This window comes from Candidatus Kapaibacterium sp. (assembly GCA_025059875.1).
Classification (GTDB): domain Bacteria; phylum Bacteroidota; class Ignavibacteria; order Kapaibacteriales; family HRBIN21; genus HRBIN21.
Map to the genome: position 1 here is coordinate 501,347 of JANXCT010000002.1, position 18,836 is coordinate 520,182.

Consider the following 18,836-nt stretch of genomic DNA (forward strand, 5'->3'; position numbering starts at 1 on the left):
AAGGCTCCCGGACCCCTTTCACGCAGCTGCGTGGTAGAGCACCGTCGCGTAGAACCGAATGGCCCGTAGGAGTTCCCCAATCGGTAGCCGCTCGTTCGTACCGTGGAAGGTTTGGTATTCCTCGGGGGTCAGTCGCACGGGCAGGAAGCGGAAGATGTTCGGTGTCAGCGGTACGTAGTGGCGTGAGTCCGTTGCCCCCAGCACAAGGTAAGGAACGGCTCGCGCCTCAGGGAAGAGCGAGCGGACGGCCCCCTGGAGCACTCGGAACCCTTCGCTGTGCACATCGGCCACTGGTGAGGGCAGACTGAGTACCTTCTGCACGCTCACCCGCACCTGCCTGTTCGGCACTATACGTCGGACATGCTCGACGACCTCCTCTGGCGTGTCCCCAGGCAAGAGGCGAACGTTGACAGCAGCGCGCACTGCAGAAGGGATCACGTTCTCCTTGATCCCAGCGTGGAAGAGTGTCGGGGCCAACGTTGTGCGCACCGTTGCATTCCCACGCGGTGTCTGCTGGAGCTGCCGGAGGAGCACAGCACCGAAGAGCCAGCGGTTAGCCACCATGAAGCGCTGCCAGAAGGGCAATTCCGGTGCAACTGCCTCCAGCATCGCCACCGCTGCTCCCTCCAGCCGAGCGGGCAACGGAGAGCGCTCTATAGCTGCCACAGCCTCTGCCACCATTCCTAACGGACTCCGCGACGGCGGTGTTGAGGAGTGTCCACCCGGACCCTCAGCGCTCAGCTCTAGCATTGCATAGCCCTTCTCAGCAATCCCAATCATTCCCAGCGGCCGCTCAACTCCGGGCAGCATACCGACCGTCACCGCCCCACCCTCATCCCAGACCCACTCCAGCCGAACACCGCGGCGCTGTAAGAGGGCCACAATCTGCTGCGCCCCTCGAGCACCGCCAACCTCTTCGTCGTGCCCAAACGCGAAGTAGATGTCGCGGCTGGGCTGGAACCCTTGCCGGAGTAGCGCCTCAGCCGCTTCCAGGATACCCATCACCGTGAGCTTGTCGTCAATCGCCCCCCGCCCCCAGATGTAGCCCTCTGCCACGACCCCGCCGAACGGCGGATAGCGCCACTTCCCTTCCGTGCCCGGCTCTACTGGGACAACATCCATGTGCCCCATCAGCAGAATCGCGGTCCGTGTTGGATCTCGCCCTGGCCAGCGATAGAGCAGGCTGTATCCCCCTACCGTCTCCCACTGCAGTCGCCGATGGACTTCAGGAAAGCTCGCCTGGAGGAAGCGATGGAAGCGCTCGAACTCAGCAACCTCCACTTGCGCCGTGTCCTGATGCGAAATTGTGCGGTAGCGGAGTGCCTCTGCGAAGCGAGCAACGGCCCCTGCAGAATCTATGTCCAGCGGCGGCACCTCTAGCGGCGCCACCTCCGCCCCAGTCTCCAGGCGCACAGTACGGTAGAGCATGACCCCAAAGAGCACGAGGAACGCAGCTCCCAAAAGCGCTACTGCAACAAGCCATCGTCGGCGCATCGGAAGACCTCTCGGCCAAGCTTACCCGGCGGCAAAAATAGGCGCTTCCGCAGAGCTTAGGCTATGAGACCTCCGTCGGGCTGGGAGCCTCTGCTGCAGCAACGGCCACCTTCTTCCGCCGACCCGGCAGACGGCGCAGCCGCTCCACTCCACTCCAGGCGAGCCCAACAACGGTCAGCAGTGCTCCCAACCACACGAGGTTGATGCCCGGCTTGAGCGAGAACTCCACCGTGAAGACCTCCCGCGACTGCGCTCCAGGCCGACGCACACCTAGGACTGCCTGTGAACGGCTCAAGTCTTGTCTATTCGGCACAATCCGCAGCAGTGCCAGCTCTAGCGAATCCCCGTACTGGCGCCATCGGGGAAGGAAGCGCTCCAGAGACAGCATCTGCGCCTCCAGATGCAGGGTGTCGCTGTGACTTGCAGAGCGAACAGCAATCCAGATGCCGAGAGTAAGCGTGTCGTCTGGCGTATGTCCCATTGCGAACCGCAAGAGCTCTACCTGTCTACCAGAGTCCAGCGGCAACGGCATGCTCTCCCCTCGACGCAGGACTAGCTCTGCAGCGCCACCCTCCGTCTCTACAGCTTTCGGGGCAACGTAGAAATCCGCCGTCAGACGCCACTGAATGCCGGGCTCCAGGAACGCTGCTTGTCGTTGGTTGTAATCGCTCCAGAACAACACTGGGAAGACCAGAGCCCGCTGTGAGCCGTGCTCTATTTGGACGGCATAGCGCCACTTCTCGCGGTCCGTGTACTCGCGCTCGATCTGCTCCCGTCCGAGATAGGTCAGCCGATATGCACCCAACTGGACCGGTTCATTGTAAGGCAACCGCGCATGGGCTGTCCACGAGAGAGAGCTCAACACCAGTACTCCGATCGTGAGCAGTGCAATTCCAGCGTGGGAAAGCCAAGCTCCCAGCGTCTGCGGATGTCGGCGGAGATACTGGAGCAGAATCCGCCCGTTGACCGCGATGGCGAACCAGGCTGAAGCAGCCAGCGCTACCAAAGCCGTATCGCGCACGCCTAAAAGCCACAGCCCTAGCGTGCTGACCGCAGCCAATCCCAGCGGGAACCACAGCCGCTTCCAGAAGAGCCGCTGTGGCGTTGCCCGCCACTGGAGGAGCAGCGACAGCCCGTTGAGCATGAAGAGCCAGATGCCGATCGGAATGTGGAGTAGGTTGTAGAAGCGCTGCTCTACCGCGACCTTCGGACGCCCCAAGAGTTCGGCCACAATCGGATAGCTCGTCCCCACGAGAACGACGATAGCACTGATGACAAGTCCCAAGGCCCCCAGCGCCAACGCCAACTCCCGAGAGTTAGTAGAGAGGGCAAGTGCCCGCTGCCCCAACTCCCGCCAGCGCCAAAGGAGAAAGGCTGCACTCACCCCCACGCCACCCACCATGAGCGCTATGAGCAGCACATACGCGAAGAGGCCTGGGTCAACGAACGAGTGCACCGACGTATCCCCCAGGACCCCACTGCGCGTCAAGAAGGTCGAGTACAACGCCGCCAAGAATCCCAGAACGACCAGCACGACCGTTGTCCTCACCAGTCCTCCACTGCGCCGCTGGATCAACGCCGTGTGGATGCCTGCAACCAAGAATAGCCAAGGGACCAAGGAGGAGTTCTCCACCGGATCCCAAGCCCAGAACCCACCCCACCCCAGCGTCTCGTATGCCCACACCCCGCCGAGCATGATTCCCAATCCCAGCACCGCAGCCGCCACCCCCATCCAGGGTAGCGCCATCGCAACCCAACTCTGATACTGCCGCTGCCACAGCCCCGCAAGCGCCAGCGCAAATGGAGGCGTCAGGAGCGTGAAGCCCAGGAAGAGCGTCGGAGGATGGAGCACAATCCAGTAGTTGTGCAGCAGCGGATTCAGCCCACGCCCGTCGCTGGGGACGAAACCTTCAGTGACCCCCTGCTCCGCGTACGTCTCCCAAACGAACGCGAAGGGATTCTTCACCACCAGCAGGAGCAACATCCCGGCCAGAACGCCGGTGTAGATGCTCATCGTAGGAGCCTCCCAACCATAGCGGCGCGTATGGGCCCGCAGAACAAGCCCAACGAGTGCCAACCACAACGTCCACAACAGCAGGCTCCCTTCCTGCCCAGCGTAAGTGCTGGAGATGAGCAACTCCAGCGGCAGTTGCCGTGAGGAGTGGCCCCAGATGTACGTGTAGCGGAAGTCATGCAGCAGCGTGCTCACAAGCAGGACTAGCCACACGACCGCAACCCCACTGGCCAGCAGGGTATAGCCCCAGCGAGCTGGCGGCAGGAACTCCTGGCGGCGATATGCCAAGCCATAACAGAGCGCCGTCGCTACTGCCACGGACCAGACCAGATGCACCAAGAACTGCGGGACCATCACCGGTACCTACTCTTTCCGCACCTCAGAGGCGTGGAAGTAAGGAGAAGAGCCTCCGTGGGCATGCCCTACCACGACGACGCTTTGACCGACTTGGAGAACGGGCAATGCTTCACCGCCCGTATACTCAACGGCAAAGACCTGCCCCTGGCGGTCTTGCATCCAGAAGGTTGGGCTTATCTGCCCGGATTGCGGGAGTGCATGGACCGTACCACGCACCATGACCTTCGGCGCTCGCTCCTCACTCGGCTGCGCTGCTACAAGCCGGAGTGCCTCCTCGAAAGTTACCTCCGGCAACTGAGCAAAGTGCAGAGCAACGAAGAAGAGCAGCGGGATTGCACCGACGATGACAAAGACTACCAGCAGGCTACGCCGCATCGCTCATTGCGGAATCGGCGAACCACCCTCGTACTTAGACGGGCACTTCGTAAGGATGTCCGTAGCGCGGAACTCCCCGTTCTCCACCTTCCCACGCACGACGACACTCTCCGCCAGCTCAAAGTTGTTCGGCTTGGCCCCAGCGTAGACCACTGGAATGCGCGTCCCAGCCTCGTCCTGGAGCACGAAGCGGAAGGTGTTGGTACGGGCGTCGTACGCCGGTTCTACCTCCCGCACCCACGTGCCTTTGACTTGCACCCGCCGACCTGATTGGATCGCCTCTGCAATCGAAGCGTAGTGCACCGACGTCTGCTCCAATGCAGAGATGCCTAGTGCCACAAACCCTACGAGGGCCATCCCTCCGAGCCAGTACCGTGCACGTACCCGCAACATCGCCGAATCTCCGACCTTTGGCTCACCACCTGGCAATGACGAGCTGGGCATGTCCAGCACTGAGCATACCAACGCTCCAACCCCCTACCGCCGTTCCAAGTAGCGCTCAACCCGGCGTAGGCGGCGCTCCACCCACAGGAGCAGGCCAGCGACTCCCGCCCACACCGCCAGTACAACCCACAGGACCACGTACTCACTGTGCTGGCTCAGGAACTCCATGGTGGGCCTCTGCCTGGATTTCAACTGCCCGGGAGAGGCGAAGCACTCGGACGGCTAAACTCCAGAGCCATCCGAAGAGCGCCGTGAAGGCCAAGAGGGCCCCGGAGAAGAGCACCTGCTTCACCAGGTTTAGCGCCTCCGGCGATGGATCCACGAGCGGACCGAGCGTCGTATCTCCTCGGCCACCTGGATGGAGACTCTCCATCATCCGCGGGAGCACGAACACAAGGAAGGGCACCGTAACGAACGCAAAGACCAAGTAGACGCTGCTGAGCCGCGCCCGCTGTTCCCCCTCTGGCAGCGACGACCTCAGGGCAAAGTAGGCCAGGTAGATGAGTAGTAGCACGACGATCGTAGTCTGCCGCGGGTCCCAATTCCAGAAGGCGCCCCAGTTGAACCGAGCCCAGATAGCGCCCGTTACGGTCGCCAGCACGGTGAAGAGCGTTCCTACTCCTGCAGCAGCCACAGCCCGAAGCTCTGCTTTCAGCTCCCGGTGCCGCAGGTACTGTAGGGCTGCAACCATCGCAATAGCGTACGCTACAACGGCTCCCCAAGCGAAGGGGACGTGGAAGTAGAGGATTCGCGCCCGCTCCTCCAGGCCCAGAATGTAAGGCAGCACTATCCACGGCTCCAGCGCAGCAACCCGCTGGACTGCCCACAGAGTGTCTGAACCCATCCACCTTAGCTCAACGACCGCCGACGAGGCCTGGAGTAGCTCTGGTGGTGGCTCCATGGGGAAGAGTGCCGTAGCACGATACCGTCGGGGGCTCAGGTCCTCGACGCTGACGCACCACGCTCGGTGCACAGTGTCGTAGCTCGGCAGCCCAACGCAGCGAAGCAGGACCGGCACACTCGCCGGCGCCCTCTGGAGCTGCTGGACTTCGGAGCTGCTCAAGAGTGGCAGCGACACTACTGGTCGCTGCCCCAAGCGGTTAGCCACGACAGCGTCAGTCAAGCTCCCGCCGATTGGAGGGAGCAATGTAGCCAGCAGCACTCCGGTGACGAGCGCTACCACTCCGAGCTGCCACCACAGCGGCCGTGCCCGCTCTGGCGGATAGAGCACAGCAAGCAGAACCCCAAGCGCTAACCCCGCCAGGAGCAACACGTACTTCATCCGTTCAGCGGCAAGGCATGCACCCGTAGCACGACCGCCACAAAAATACCAAAACCCGCCTGCCCCCATCAGGAACCCAACTCACGAGCCGCAGGAAAGGCCTCAGCCGAGCTGGAGAAGCCGTAATTTCAGCCGCGTCGGTCGCACAACCGCCCGTACTCCCATGCACAGGCTACTCCTCTGCTTTGCTTGGAGCACCGCCCTCCTTTGGGCCCAAGAAGCCAAGTGTGACAACCCTTTCCGCCATCTTATGGAGAAAGCTCAGCCGCGGCCGGAGACGGAGTATACCCTTCCTCTAGCACCCCTCCAGCCCCTGCTCCCTTCGGCTCGAGTAAGCCCATTCCAGAACGTGAACCTCATCGTCACCCCCGAATCCGACCCCTTGCCCATCCAGAATGAATCCTCCATCACCGTCAACCCACGCAACCCTCGGAACCTCATTGCCTCGGCCGTGGACTACCGGAACAACTCCTCCACCTGGGTCTACGTTTCCAGCAACGGAGGGCGTACCTGGCAGAACATCAACCTAGGCAAGCCCTTTGCCGATTGGGTAGCCTCTAACGATCCCTCAGTCGCGTTCGATGGCGAAGGCCGCGGCTACCTCTGCTACGGTGGCTTCAACCTCAACACAGGCGAAAACGGCGTCTTCATTGCCATCACCACCGATGGCGGCTCTACCTGGCGCCCCCACATCCCGGTCATCCTCCACCGTGGGGCCATGACGCCCGACTCTGCCTTCGAGGACAAGTACTACATCACCGTAGACAACTGCGGCCGCTCGCCCTACTACCGGCGAGTCTACATCCCTTGGAAGCGGGTCATCGCACGGGACTCTTCAACGCAGATCGTGCTCTCGTACTCCAGCGACGGCGGGCTGACGTGGAGCATTCCAACACCCGTCAGCGAGCGGCTACCGTACTCGTCCGAGGATACAACCTACGGGCAGAGCTTCCCGCTGGCTGCCACGGGACCCGACGGCACCCTCTACGTCGTCTGGAACCACGGCCCCCAGAAGGCTATCGGCTTTGCGCGTTCTACCGACGGAGGGCGCTCCTTCGAGCCTCAACGGCTCATCATCCGCTACCGTCCCTTGGGAACGGCCAAGCGCATCCCAGAAGGCGTGCGCCACACTGTCAAAGGCGGAGTCCGCGCCGAGACCTACCCCGTGCTAGTCTGCGATACGACCCAAGGCCCACGCCGCGGATGGCTATACCTCTGCTGGGCTGCTGACTCCATCCCCAACATCTACTTCAGCCGCTCAACCGACGGCGGAGCCACCTGGAGCCAACCTGTGATTGTCCACTCCGACACCGCCGGCGACCAGTTCTGGCCATGGATGGCGTTGGACCCAACGACGGGCGATCTCGCCATCATGTACATGGACAGCCGCGACGACCCACAGAACCTCCTCGTGACGGTCTCGGTCAGCTACTCCTCCGACGGCGGCACCACCTGGGTTGACCGCCGCGTCGGGGACACGCTCTGGGATTTGCGGCGCAATCCCTTCCGCGGGAACGCCTTCGCCGGAGACTACAGCGGCTGTGCCTTCTACGACGGGTGGCTCTATCCGTCGTGGGTAGACATGCGCAACACGGCTACGAACATCGCCGACAACGATGTCTACAGCGCCCCAATCAACGTCCGGGCGCCGATGCCGGTGAGGAACTTCCGGGTCTCCGTGCTGCCGGACACCCCAACGGCTTTGCGCTTGCAGTGGGAACCTCCGACCGCGCGCGTCTTCGGCCAGCCACTGGCGACGTTTAGCTACCTCCTGCTACGGGACGGCGTGCCTCACCGTGTACTGCCACAAACCGTGGCGAGCTACACCGACACCGGCCTCCAGCCCCATCGGCGCTATCGCTACGACATCGCCGTCGTTTCTGGGCCCGACACCAGCTCCTTCCGCACGGACTCTGCCATCGCCGGCGGAGCCCGCCAACCTGCTCCTCCAGAGCTGCTTCCCGCTTCGTTCCTCCAGCCCGACACAGTCCGCCTCTCCTTCCGCCTGCCACGACGGCGAGCCGATGGCACCACTCCGCTAGCGAACCTCTCAGCCCTCCGCCTCTATCGGAATGCCCAGCTCATCGCCACGGTGCCATTGGCGCCAACAGACACTGGACGCTCCGTGACGCTCTCCGACCCCATCCCCGAGCCTGGATTCTACCGCTACTGGGCCACGGCCGTAGCCGGCGAAGAAGAGAGCGAACCCAGCACCCGTCTGCTATGCTACGCCGGCGCTATCCCCACCGAGATCTCCGAATCCTTCCCGGCCCCTGAGCTTCCGCCCCATCGCTACTACAACAGCGGCGCCTGGGGACTGACGGCCGAGTTCGCCTACTCCCCACCGTTCTCGCTGACGGAATCTCCTCAGGGCCCGTACGCAAACCGTGCCCGGGATACCTTCCTACTCCCGCCGATTGTGCTCCTGCCTGGAGCATCGGGCGTAGAGCTCGGCTTCGTCCATGCCGCTCCTATCCACCCCTCGGACACCGGCTTCGTCGAGATTGCTTGGAACACCTGGGATACCTGGCAGCGGATCGCCGCGTACAACGCCAGCCTCTATGCGCCCTGGGCTGATACCCTGCTGAGCCCCGAAGACTGGCGCCCCGAGCGCTTCTTCCTCCAACGCCCGGACACCGCTCGACTGCTCTGGGTGCGCTTCCGCTTCTTCTCTGGCCCCCTCCGCACGGCCGAAGGCTGGTTCATAGACGACATCCGGCTCCAGCCAGTGACTGGCATAGCGGAGCTTACAAGTGAGCACGTCCCCATCCTCAGCTCCAACCCAGTCTCGTTCTTCGTGCGCTGCACCATCCCTCAGGCCGATAGAGCCACCTTCCGCCTCGTCTCCCTCTTGGGGCAGAGTGTTGAGCCGCCCGTCCTGCAGCGTTCGGAGACGGAAGCTCTGCTAGATGTACGCGGTGTCCCGGCCGGAGCCTACCTCCTGCAGGCCCGCCTACCGAGCGGTACCGTTGTAGTGGCTCCGCTCCTCATCGTGCGCTGAGGCGATGCCTGAGCCGATCTACATCGTGTTCGACATAGAGACCGTCCCACTGCCGTGGGAGAGCTTCGCCCCGAGCCAGCAGGAGTTCATCCTCCGCGGGGCCCAGACAGAGGCTGAGCAGGAACGCCGCAAGTTCGAAATGGCGCTCTCCCCCTTCACAGCCCAGGTCATCTGCCTGGGCCTCCAAATCATGGAGACAATCGGCGAGGGAGAGTGGTCCATGCGGAGCCGCGGGGCATACGTCGTTGACCCTGCCTGCAGCGACGGTGAGCTCCTCCCCGATGCCCTCCCCGACGGCGAACCTGTCTACCGCTGCACCGAGCGGACGCTCTTGGAGCAGTTCTGGAAGCTCCTGGACAAGTACAGCGGCGCCTACCTGGTCACCTTCAACGGCCGCAACTTCGACGCCCCTTTCCTGATGCTCCGTTCGGCCCTCTATCGGATTCGTCCCTCACGGAACCTCATGGAGGGCACGCGCTATCGCTACGGTGGGCACACCGACCTGCTGGACGAGCTCTGCTTCTACAACCCGCAGAACGTCGGCGCCACGAAGCGCTTCAACTTCGACTTCTATGCCCGTGCTTTCGGGCTTGTCTCCCCGAAGTCGCACGGCATTGATGGCTCGCGCGTTGCCCAGTACTACCACGAGGGCCGGCTGCTGGAGATCGCCCAGTACTGCCTCGGCGACGTCGCCGCTACGTGGGAGCTGTTCGTGCTGTGGTACCGCTACTTACGCTTCGAGGAGCGGAACCGCAGCCCGTAAGCGCAGGCCTTCCACTAGTCTACACGAAGGGCAGCTTCACCACCTCAGCTGCAAAGCGGCGTCCGCCGTGCCCCACGATCTCTAACCGAGTCCCCGGTTCCGCAGCCGTCGCTGGCACGTACCCCATCCCAATGCCACAGCGCAGCACTGGGGAGATGTTCCCGCTCGTGACCCGCCCGATGAACTCCTGTCCCTCCACGATAGCGTAGCCAGGGCGCGGGATAGCACGCTCGCTCTCCGTTCGGAAGCCCACCAGCCGCCGCTTGAGCCCCTCCTGCTTGACCCGAAGCAGCGCCTCTCGGCCAATGAACTCGCCCTTGTCCAACTTCGTAATCCACCCCAGCCCCGCCTCCAGCGGGTTGGTGGTCTCGTCGATGTCGTTGCCGTAGAGGCAGTAGCCCTTCTCCAGCCGGAGCGTGTCTCGGGCGCCCAACCCCGCAGGTTCTATGCCAACTGGAGCCCCAGCCCGGAAGAGCTCTTCCCAGACGTGTTCCGCCGTGGCTTGGTCGCCTTCGAAGTAGAGCTCGTAGCCCAGCTCGCCGGTGTAGCCCGTACGCGAGATGAGCATCGGGACTCCCGCCAGCTCTGCCCGCCGATGGTGGTAGTACGGCAGCTCTAAGAGGGGAAGCTCCGTCAGAGGCTGCAGCGCTTCGGCTGACTTCGGTCCCTGGACGGCCAGCAGGTGCGTCCGCTCACTCACATCCTCCAGCTCCACCCGGAACTGGGTGGCCTGCTGCTGCAGCCAAGTGAAGTCCTTCTGGGTCGTGGCGGCGTTGACCACCAGCATGTAGTAGTCGCCGCAGTGGTAGACGAGCAAATCGTCCACGATGCCGCCGTCGGGATAGCACATCACCGAGTACTGTGCGCGCCCGGGGGTGAGCCTGGAAACATCGTTGACCGTCACGAACTGCAGGAACGCCAGCGCCTCCTCGCCCCAGACGCGGAACTCGCCCATGTGGGAGACATCGAAGACACCCACCCACTGCCGCACCGCCATATGCTCGTGGACGATCCCCTTCGGGTACTGGATCGGCATCTCGAAGCCGGCAAAGAGGCCCATCTTAGCGCCCAGCCTCCGGTGGAGGTCGTAGAAGATGGTCCTCTTGGCCGTCACGGTCTGCTGCTCCTGCATGGCCCGCCTACCCAACTTCTCGAACGTGCACAATCCCGAAGCGCGCCGCCACGTACGCCAGGTCCGTGAAGCTGGCGTTCCCTGCAGGATTAACCCCTGCACCGTGGAAGTCGCTGTAGGCTGCCGACTGGTTGATCCAGATAGGCCCCGTGAAGTTGAGCGCCACCGGCGCCCCCGCAGCGGTGATGCTCTCCACGGCTTGCTCCCGAAAGTCCGGGTCCGTGCTGTAGACCGAGGTCACCAGAGCACCAGCACTCCGCACCAGATCGGCCACTTCAGCAATCGCTGTCGCCGCGTCAGGCACCCGCACCACAAACGCGATCGGGCCAAACCACTCCCGTCCGTAGAGCTCTCGATGCTCCCTCCAGCGGGCCTCCAAGAACAGCGGTGTAGCTGTCCGTGCCTCCGGGAACTCCGGATGCTGGATTGGAGTGCTCGCCCGCAGAATGGGCAGCCCGAGAGCTTCTGCCTCCCGAACGCGCTGGAGGGTCCGCTCATTCTGGATGGCTCCCAGCGTCGGTGGTCCTGCCTTGGGGTTCTGCACCAGGGCATCAACGGCTTGGAGGAGCCGCTGCACGAACTCTTCCGGTGTCAGACGCCCATTGCCCGTCCCGACGCCCTCCTCGGGCACGAAGAGGTTCTGCGGTGCCGTACACATCTGCCCGCTGTAGAGGCAGAAGCTGAAGGCTAAGTTCTCCACCACCGCCCCGAGGTCGGCAACTGAGTGCACAACGACGGAGTTCACCCCTGCCTTCTCCGTGAAGACCACCTTCCCTCCAAGCCGGCGCTCCAGCTCTGCCCCGAAGGCCGGGCTGCCGGTGTAGTCCACAATCCGCACGGCCGGGTGTTCCGCAACCTCCCACGTCAACGGCTGCTCCGGCGTGCACGAGAGCAGGACGAGCAAGTGCGGATCCAGCCCGAGCACATCCAAGCTCTGCTGGACTCGCGCCACGAACAGCGCCGCCGGCAGGATGACCGCTGGATGCGGCTTCCACAGGCAGGCATTCCCCGTGACGAGGCTTGCAAAGACGCCCGGTAGCGCATTCCAGAGCGGGAACGTAGAGCACCCAATGACCGCCCCCAGCCCTTTGGGGACCGCCCGGAAGCGCTTCCGTACCGTCACCTCCCCCTTACCCAGCGGCTTCGTCCAGACGGCTTCCGTCGCAAACGTCTCCAGTGCCAGCACGCCCGTAGCCACCGCCTCCAGCGCCCGATCGAAGGCATGCGGGCCAGAGGCCTGGAACGACATCACGAAGCCCTGCCCCGTGGTGTGCATCGTAGCGTAGGCAAGCGTGAAGAAGTCGGCCGCTGCCCGCTCCAGCGCCTCTACCAATACGGCCGCCCGCTGGCGCACCGGGAGCCGCTGCCACTGCTGCTGCGCCCGCTGCGCCCGCTCCACAGCCTCCTGCAGCCCAGTGCGGGGATACTCCACCTTCAGCGGGAGTCCGTACGGGGAGACCTCGTGCCCACCCCAGAAGCCATCATGCACCTGCAGTAGCTCCGCGAAAGGCTTCCCCAACAGCCCCTCGAAACGCTGCCGCCCGTCTTCGTTCGCCGTCTCGCCGTACACCTTCCCACTCGGCACCTCTGCCCAGTGGGCGAAGAAAGAGCGCGAACGCACAGCCTCGATTGCTGCCTGCAGCGTCGCAGCGTGTTTCTCCACCAGCGTCTCCCACCCCATTGCAATCCCTGTAACCGTACCACTTCCCACAGCCCCAAACTTAGGGCTTTTGCCTGCCGCAAGAGACCCACCCTTCCTGTCAGCCTGCAGAGCACACGGCCCAACGCCGCGACCGCGGCCCTGCCATATTTTTGTGAGCCTGGTTGGGCCAACAAGCTATGGCTCGCGATGAAGGTTGCCGTGTACTCTGCCCACAACTTCGAGCGCCCGTACCTCCGCGAAGCGGCTGGTTCACGCCACGAGCTCCTCTTCCTGGACTATCGCCTGGACGTCTCCACCGCCACCTTCGCCCAGGGGTGCCCGGCTGTCATGCTCTTCGCCAACGACGACGGCTCAGCCCCCGTGCTGGATGTCCTGGCAGCCCAAGGGGTCCGCTTCCTGGCGCTGCGCTCGGCTGGGTACAACCACGTTGACATCGAGCACGCCCACCGGCTCGGCATGCGGGTAGCCAACGTGCCCGACTACTCCCCGTATGCCGTTGCCGAGCATGCCGTGGCCATGATCTTGGCGCTCAACCGCAAGCTCATCCGCGCCTACAACCGTGTCCGCGAGCTGAACTTCTCCCTCGACGGCCTCGTAGGCTTCGACCTCCACGGGAAGACCGTCGGCGTCTTCGGGGTCGGGCGGATCGGCTCCGCATTGGTCCGCATCCTCCACGGGTTCGGCTGCCGCGTACTGGGCTGTGACCCGGTCCAGCGCCCCGAGCTCTGCCAGCAGTATGGGCTGGAGTACGTCCCGCTGGAACGCCTCTGCCGGGAGAGCCGCATCATCGTCCTCTGCGCCCCGCTGACGCCCGAGACGCGCTACGTCATCAACCGCGACACCCTGGCCCTGATGCCCGACGGCGTCATGATCATCAACGTCGCCCGCGGGGGACTCCTGAACACCCGCGACGTCATCGAGGCGCTCAAGAAGCGCAAGATCGGCTACCTCGGGCTGGACGTCTACGAAGAGGAGGCCGGGCTCTTCTTCTACGACCACTCCCAGGACATCATCACCGACGACCTCATCGCTCGCCTCCTGACCTTCCCGAATGTGCTCATCACGAGCCACCAGGCCTTCCTGACCGAGGAGGCCCTCCGGAACATTGCTGCCACTTCCATCGCCGCCCTGGACGCCTGGGAACAGGGCCTCCCGGCTGCCAACGAGCTGTAATCGACCGGGGGCTGTCACCGCCAGGGGCTGCACTTGACCTCCGGGCATGTAATCGGCAGACCATCCGGTGCCCCTCGCCTACGACGGAGGCACTTCGCAAGCACAGCACTGCGCGGCCCGAAGGTCATCTCCACAGCCCCAGCGCTGAGCGCCTTCGCGGCACCACTACAGCCCCAGCCACCCCTGCACCACGACCAGGACCCGCTCCTTCGCCCTCACGGGTCCCCGCTTGCGAATAATTCCCGCTGGCGAGTAACTTTGCTGAGCGCGCTGAGGCAGAGCTGCCGAGGGGACCAATGAACCCAGGGATCGTCGTACGCTTCCGCAATCGGGAGTGGGTGGTGCTGCCCAGCGGGCATGACGAGATCATCGCACTCCGGCCTCTGACCGGCCTGGAGGAAGAGGTCGTGGAGGTCCACCGCCGTCTGTCCCAGCTCCTCGGCTACGAACTCCCCTTCGAATGAATTGAGCCGGCCACGTTCCCACTTCCGACCCCTGACGGCATCTCGGACGCAACCAGCGTGCGCCTCCTCTGGCAGGCGGCGCGCCTGACGCTGCGCGAAGGTGCTGCACCCCTCCGCTCGCTCGGCCGCATCTCCATCCGCCCCCGCGTCTACCAGTTCGTGCCGCTCCTCATGGCCCTGCGGCTCCAGCCAGTGCGGCTCTTCATTGCCGATGACGTCGGGGTCGGGAAGACCATCGAGGCCCTGCTCATCGCCCGCGAGCTCCTCGACCGAGGAGAGATTCGCCGCCTCTGCGTCCTCTGCCCACCCTACCTCTGCGAGCAGTGGGCCAGCGAGCTCGCGCAGAAGTTCAACCTGGAGCCGGTCGTCATCCGCTCCGGCACGGTCAGCCAACTGGAACGGCTCGCCCCCGCCGGCAAGAGCATCTACGAGTACTTCCCCGTCCAGGTGGCGAGCATTGACTTCGTGAAGACCGACCGCAACCGCCACCTCTTCCTGCAGTTCTGTCCCGAGCTCGTGATCGTGGACGAAGTGCACGGCGCAGCGGCCGCACAAGGACGCCTGCAACAGGAGCGGCACGCGCTGCTGAAGGAGCTTGCCAAGGACCCCAACCGCCATCTCATCTTGCTGACTGCCACGCCGCACTCCGGCATCGAGGAGGCCTTCCGCTCCCTCCTTGCGCTGTTGGACCCTAGGTTCGGCCAGTGGAACATCGCCGAGCTCACTGATGAACAGCGCGCCGAGCTGGCCCGCCACTTCGTGCAGCGCACCCGGGCCGACATCCTCCAGGACTGGGAGAGCGCACCCCCTTTCCCGAAGCGGGAAGCCACGGACGCAACCTACGAGCTCTCGGGGCCCTACCTCGAGCTCTTCCGGCATACCTACGACTTCTGCTCCGAGCTTGTGCAGACGGGTCAGCGCTTGGATGAGCGCCGACGGCGCGTGCGCTACTGGGGCGCGCTGGCGCTCCTGCGGTGCGTCATGTCCAGCCCGAAAGCAGCCATTGCAGCCCTCACGAACCGCATCGGGCTTCCCACGGAGGGTGAAGACTCCCCCGACCTGGCCTTCCGACCCTTCGTCTTCGAGTCGGCCGAAGACTACACGGAGGACGAATCCCCCACGCCACCTGTGGAGGCAACCGAGACCACGCTGCCCGAATCCGACCAGCGCCGACTCCGCGAGCTGGCCCTCCTGGCCGAACAGCTCTGCGGTCCGAAGCACGACGCCAAACTGCGCCGGGCAGCGGAGCTCGTGCAGGGGCCCCTTTCCGAAGGCTTCCACCCCATCCTGTGGTGCCGCTATGTGGCCACAGCCGAGTATGTGGCCGAGCACCTGCGCTCGGTCCTGCCGCCAGAGGTACAGGTCCTCTGCATCACAGGCCGAATGAGCGACGACGAGCGGCAGAGTCGCATCCGAGAGCTCGATCCCGACCGGCCCCGTGTGCTCGTGGCCACCGATTGCCTCTCGGAGGGCGTGAACCTGCAGGAGTACTTCACGGCCGTCATCCACTACGACCTCCCCTGGAACCCCAACCGCTTGGAGCAGCGCGAAGGCCGCGTGGACCGTTACGGCCAGCCTGCGAAAGTGGTCCGGGTCGTGCGCTTCTTCGGGAGCAACAACCCCATTGACGGCGTCGTCATCCGCGTGCTGCTCGACAAAGCCGCCGAAATCCGCCGGGCGTTGGGCACGTACGTACCCGTGCCCGAAGAGAGCCAAAGCGTCATGGAAGCGGTCCTCCAGGCGCTCTTCTTCCGCCACGGGCTGCGCTCGGAGCAGCTCGCCCTGGAGCTGGAGCTACCTGACGTGAGCGAGCTCCATCGCCGCTGGGAGTCCGATGCAGAGCGGGAGCGCCTCAACCGCACCCGCTTCGCCCAACGGGCCCTCAAACCCCAAGAGGTCCAGCGCGAACTGGAGGCCACCGACGCCGTGTTGGGCGACCCCAAGGCCGTGCGCGAGTTCGTGCTGGCAGCAGCCCAGCGCTTGGGGCTGCCCATCTCCCAGGACCCGCGCCGGCCGAATGTCTGGCGCATCCCACTATCCCCGGATGCCCTCAGGAACCTCCCAGAGGCCATCCGCTACGCCCTCCCCCGCCACTCGCAGAGGCACTGGCTCATCAGCTTCGACTCCCCCACGCCCGAAGGGGCCGAGTACGTAGGCCGCAACCATCGGTTCGTCGCCGCACTGGCACGCTTCCTCCTGGAACAGGCCCTGGCGCAGCCCGGTCATGCGATCGCCTCCCGCTGTGGGGCCATCCGCACCCGCGCGGTCCAGGAGCTCACCACGCTACTGCTCCTGCGCGTGCGCTACCTCCTCCAGCGGCCCGACGCCCCGCCGCTACTCTTGGAAGAGGTCCTCGTCCTGGGCTACGTCGGCGACCCGCAGTACGGCCTCCGCTGGCTCAACAGCAGCACAGCGTTGCGCCTCCTGGAGGCCCAGCCCGACGCGAACCTCCCACTCAGCGAGAAGCGAGAGCTCATCGAACGGGCGCTCCACCACTGGGCCGATTGGCAGGCCAGCGACCTTGTCTGGAGCCAGAGCTCAGGACCATACGCTGAGCTCCGCACGAAGCTCAACGAGCGGGCCCAGTACCTGGAACAGGCCTACAAGCGAATCCGCCAGGCTGTCAATCTACGCGTGCGCGGGCTCTCCATACACCCGCAGCTTCCGCCTGACCTCTTGGGAGTTCTGGTACTGCAGCTGATGGTAGAGCCGTGAACGCCTACCCCGCCATCCGCACCGAAGGTGGCCTCCTCGGTCCGGACATCCTGGAGGAGCTGCTGGCCGGCGAGCTCCCCGGACAGCGCCCGCAGGACTTCGGTCTGGACGGGCGGCGCAACCTCCTGGACGAGATCGCCTCCGCCTTTGCCGATGCCCAGACCCAGTGGGAGCTCTTCCGCCGCCGGCTCGAGCGCCTGCCGGAGAGCGACCCGGCAACATCCGTAACCCGCGACTCCTGGGCCATCCCCTTCTTCAGCCTGCTCGGCTACGAGCTCCACTACAACCACCGCGCCTACGACGTCGATGGCACCACCTACGCCATCTCACACCGCGCCGGCAAAAACGACGACGCCCCACCGGTCCACATCGTCGGAGCTCGCCAAGACCTCGGCCGAGTGCCCCCAAGTGGCCGGCCGCGCTTAGCCCCACACTCCCTGCTGCAGGAGTTCCTGAACCGCACCGAGCACCTCTGGGGCATCGTCACCAACGGCTACACGCTACGGCTGCTGCGTGACAGCACCTACATCCGCCGCCAGGCCTACGTGGAGTTCGATCTCCGCCAAATCTTCGAGGAGCGCCGCTTCATCGAGTTCGCCCTCCTCTACCGGCTGCTCCACCGCACGCGGCTGCCGAACTCTGCGGCGGACGCACGCGAATGCCTCCTCGAGCAGTACTACCAGCACGCGCTGGAGCAAGGCGGGCGCGTGCGCGAACGCCTGCGCGATGGTGTCGAGCGCTGCCTTGAGGGCTTGGCGAATGGCCTCCTGGCCCATCCCGCCAACGACGAGCTCCGCCGTCGGCTGAGCCCGCACGCTACGCCACCCGACCGCCTCACCCCGCTGGAGCTCTACCAACAACTGCTGCGCCTGGTCTACCGCCTCCTCTTCCTGCTCGTCGCCGAAGAGCGCGGCCTCATCAGCCGCGAGCCGCTCTACCGAGAGCACTACAGCGTCTCCCGCCTCCGCCGGCTGCTGGAGCACCGCAGCGCCTACACCGACCACGACGACCTCTGGTGCAGCCTGCAGGTGCTCTGGAGCATACTCCGCACCGAGGACTACGCCCGCCTGCTCGGCGCCACCGCCCTGGACGGCGAGCTCTTCCAGGAGCTGGACGTAGACCGCTACTCCATCACCAACCGTGACCTCCTGGAGGCCTTCTGGCACCTGTCCTACTACCAGGAGCGGCCCTCCAGCCCCCCGCGCCGCGTCAACTACGCTGCCCTGGACGTCGAGGAACTCGGCTCGGTCTATGAAAGCCTGCTGGACTACCACCCGCAGATAGACTGCTCCGGCCCTGCTCCCGTGTTCCACTTGGCGTATGGTTCCGAGCGCAAGACGACTGGCTCCTACTACACCCCGCCCGAACTGGTGCAGGAGCTCCTCCAAAGCGCCCTGGAGCCGGTGCTCAGGGCACGGCTGGAGGAAGCACGCCGAATGGCACATGGGGAATGGCAGGCGGTGAATAGGGGATGGCGAATGGTTGAACAATTGTTCAAGGAGTGGCTCAATGCAGAGCGTCAGCGACTACAAGGACCTGGAAGCGTGGAAGCAAGCAATGTCCATCGTCAAGGACATCTACCAGCTTACCGCACAGCTGCCGAAGGAGGAGAACTACGGGCCGACCAGCCAGCTCTGCCGCACAGCAGTCTCGATCCCCGCGAACATCGTGGAGGGATGGGGACGTCGCTCCACAGCGGCATTCATTCAATTCCTTCGCCAAGCCAACGGGAGCCGGACGGAGCGGGAGACGCTCCTGCTCATCAGCGAACAGGTGGGACTTCTGCCAGCGGAAGCAACGTCGTCGGCGCTTCTAGACACCCTGCAGCACCTGGGCAGGCAGCTCACTTCGTTGGAACGCAGCCTCCAACGGCGGAAGAACTCGCCGTAATGTGGTCCCAAACCCCACTCGCCATTCGCTATTGGCTCCTTGCCCAAGCCGCCATCCTCTCGCTGCGTG

Annotated in this window: 13 protein-coding genes and 1 pseudogene; 5 read left to right on the forward strand and 9 right to left on the reverse strand. The window is 64.5% G+C overall.

Annotated features, from left to right (window positions below; translation table 11 throughout):
• Positions 1–18 precede the first annotated feature (18 nt).
• From NZ960_04780 to NZ960_04805, 6 genes are all read right to left on the reverse strand, one after another.
• Positions 19–1,494, reverse strand: a complete 1,476-nt coding sequence (locus NZ960_04780; protein MCS7176921.1) for a M20 family peptidase — start codon at positions 1,492–1,494, stop codon at positions 19–21.
• 61 nt (positions 1,495–1,555) lie between these two features.
• Positions 1,556–3,862, reverse strand: coding sequence for a cytochrome c biogenesis protein CcsA (gene ccsA, locus NZ960_04785; GenBank protein ID MCS7176922.1), 2,307 nt, complete (start codon positions 3,860–3,862; stop codon positions 1,556–1,558).
• A 9-nt stretch (positions 3,863–3,871) separates the two neighbouring features.
• The gene (locus tag NZ960_04790; protein MCS7176923.1) at positions 3,872–4,240 is read right to left on the reverse strand and encodes a hypothetical protein; all 369 of its coding nucleotides are present in this window, start codon (positions 4,238–4,240) and stop codon (positions 3,872–3,874) included.
• 3 nt (positions 4,241–4,243) lie between these two features.
• The gene (locus NZ960_04795) at positions 4,244–4,633 is read right to left on the reverse strand and encodes a cytochrome c maturation protein CcmE (protein MCS7176924.1); all 390 of its coding nucleotides are present in this window, start codon (positions 4,631–4,633) and stop codon (positions 4,244–4,246) included.
• Positions 4,634–4,717: 84 nt separating this feature from the next.
• On the reverse strand, positions 4,718–4,852 hold the full coding sequence (locus NZ960_04800; protein ID MCS7176925.1) for a hypothetical protein: 135 nt from the start codon (positions 4,850–4,852) through the stop codon (positions 4,718–4,720).
• The gene (locus NZ960_04805; protein ID MCS7176926.1) at positions 4,827–5,966 is read right to left on the reverse strand and encodes a cytochrome c biogenesis protein; all 1,140 of its coding nucleotides are present in this window, start codon (positions 5,964–5,966) and stop codon (positions 4,827–4,829) included. Before NZ960_04805 ends, NZ960_04800 begins: the two co-directional genes overlap by 26 nt.
• Positions 5,967–6,129: 163 nt before the next feature.
• Here NZ960_04805 and NZ960_04810 point away from each other — a divergent pair, with 163 nt between their 5' ends.
• Complete coding sequence (locus NZ960_04810) at positions 6,130–8,967, forward strand: hypothetical protein (protein MCS7176927.1); 2,838 nt, start codon at positions 6,130–6,132, stop codon at positions 8,965–8,967.
• Between the two features lie 4 nt (positions 8,968–8,971).
• Positions 8,972–9,730: a ribonuclease H-like domain-containing protein gene (locus NZ960_04815; protein MCS7176928.1), complete on the forward strand. Its 759-nt coding sequence runs from the start codon at positions 8,972–8,974 to the stop codon at positions 9,728–9,730.
• Between the two features lie 19 nt (positions 9,731–9,749).
• Here the strand turns inward: NZ960_04815 and gcvT are convergent, their stop codons facing one another.
• Both gcvT and paaN read right to left on the reverse strand, forming a co-directional pair.
• The gene (gene gcvT / locus NZ960_04820) at positions 9,750–10,862 is read right to left on the reverse strand and encodes a glycine cleavage system aminomethyltransferase GcvT (GenBank protein ID MCS7176929.1); all 1,113 of its coding nucleotides are present in this window, start codon (positions 10,860–10,862) and stop codon (positions 9,750–9,752) included.
• Positions 10,863–10,869: 7 nt separating this feature from the next.
• A complete protein-coding gene (gene paaN, locus NZ960_04825; GenBank protein MCS7176930.1) occupies positions 10,870–12,543 on the reverse strand; it encodes a phenylacetic acid degradation protein PaaN in 1,674 nt (557 codons plus the stop codon).
• A 168-nt stretch (positions 12,544–12,711) separates the two neighbouring features.
• Here paaN and NZ960_04830 point away from each other — a divergent pair, with 168 nt between their 5' ends.
• Both NZ960_04830 and NZ960_04835 read left to right on the forward strand, forming a co-directional pair.
• The gene (locus tag NZ960_04830; protein MCS7176931.1) at positions 12,712–13,698 is read left to right on the forward strand and encodes a 2-hydroxyacid dehydrogenase; all 987 of its coding nucleotides are present in this window, start codon (positions 12,712–12,714) and stop codon (positions 13,696–13,698) included.
• A gap of 296 nt (positions 13,699–13,994) precedes the next feature.
• Positions 13,995–16,877 (forward strand): annotated as a pseudogene (locus tag NZ960_04835) (DEAD/DEAH box helicase).
• A gap of 500 nt (positions 16,878–17,377) precedes the next feature.
• On the opposite strand, the gene NZ960_04840 reads toward NZ960_04835, so the two are convergent.
• Complete coding sequence (locus NZ960_04840; protein MCS7176932.1) at positions 17,378–18,151, reverse strand: hypothetical protein; 774 nt, start codon at positions 18,149–18,151, stop codon at positions 17,378–17,380.
• Positions 18,152–18,434: 283 nt separating this feature from the next.
• On the opposite strand from NZ960_04840, the gene NZ960_04845 reads away from it, so the two are divergent.
• On the forward strand, positions 18,435–18,767 hold the full coding sequence (locus NZ960_04845) for a four helix bundle protein (GenBank protein ID MCS7176933.1): 333 nt from the start codon (positions 18,435–18,437) through the stop codon (positions 18,765–18,767).
• Positions 18,768–18,836: the final 69 nt, after the last annotated feature.

Coding starts and splice junctions, on each gene's coding strand:
- NZ960_04780 (MCS7176921.1), bottom strand. CDS start 1,494: ATGCGCCGACGATGGCTTGTTGCAGTAGCGCTTTTGGGAGCTGCGTTC.
- ccsA (MCS7176922.1), bottom strand. CDS start 3,862: ATGGTCCCGCAGTTCTTGGTGCATCTGGTCTGGTCCGTGGCAGTAGCG.
- NZ960_04790 (MCS7176923.1), bottom strand. CDS start 4,240: ATGCGGCGTAGCCTGCTGGTAGTCTTTGTCATCGTCGGTGCAATCCCG.
- NZ960_04795 (MCS7176924.1), bottom strand. CDS start 4,633: ATGTTGCGGGTACGTGCACGGTACTGGCTCGGAGGGATGGCCCTCGTA.
- NZ960_04800 (MCS7176925.1), bottom strand. CDS start 4,852: ATGGAGTTCCTGAGCCAGCACAGTGAGTACGTGGTCCTGTGGGTTGTA.
- NZ960_04805 (MCS7176926.1), bottom strand. CDS start 5,966: ATGAAGTACGTGTTGCTCCTGGCGGGGTTAGCGCTTGGGGTTCTGCTT.
- NZ960_04810 (MCS7176927.1), top strand. CDS start 6,130: ATGCACAGGCTACTCCTCTGCTTTGCTTGGAGCACCGCCCTCCTTTGG.
- NZ960_04815 (MCS7176928.1), top strand. CDS start 8,972: ATGCCTGAGCCGATCTACATCGTGTTCGACATAGAGACCGTCCCACTG.
- gcvT (MCS7176929.1), bottom strand. CDS start 10,862: ATGCAGGAGCAGCAGACCGTGACGGCCAAGAGGACCATCTTCTACGAC.
- paaN (MCS7176930.1), bottom strand. CDS start 12,543: ATGGGGTGGGAGACGCTGGTGGAGAAACACGCTGCGACGCTGCAGGCA.
- NZ960_04830 (MCS7176931.1), top strand. CDS start 12,712: ATGAAGGTTGCCGTGTACTCTGCCCACAACTTCGAGCGCCCGTACCTC.
- NZ960_04845 (MCS7176933.1), top strand. CDS start 18,435: ATGTCCATCGTCAAGGACATCTACCAGCTTACCGCACAGCTGCCGAAG.